Source organism: Nocardioides sp. AN3 (assembly GCF_054653495.1).
In genome coordinates, this window is the sequence record NZ_BAAIGC010000103.1 from 1 (window position 1) to 301 (window position 301).

Sequence of the window (301 nt, forward strand, 5' to 3'; positions counted from 1 at the left end):
GCTCCCCGACTTCTGGCGACGCGTGCAGCACCTCGAGGTCGAGCCCTGGATCGCCCGCAAGATCACCCGGATGACCCGCACACTCACCCCCGACCAAGTCGGCGAGATCGACGCCCTGGTCACCGAGCATGCCCTGGAGTCCCCCGCCCGGCTGATCCGGCTCGTCGAGACCGCCGTCATCGCCCTCGACGCCGAGGCCGAACGCGCCCGACAAGACCAAGCCCGCCGCCGACGCGGCGTCTGGCTCCTCCAACCCCGCCCCGACGAGGACGAGGACGACGAACTGGCCGGGCTGCGCACC

The 301-nt window shown here is 72.1% G+C and carries 1 pseudogene; it reads left to right on the top strand.

Annotated features, from left to right (window positions below):
- A pseudogene (locus ACYQ1K_RS27985) lies at positions 1-301 on the top strand (hypothetical protein); the annotation flags it as partial.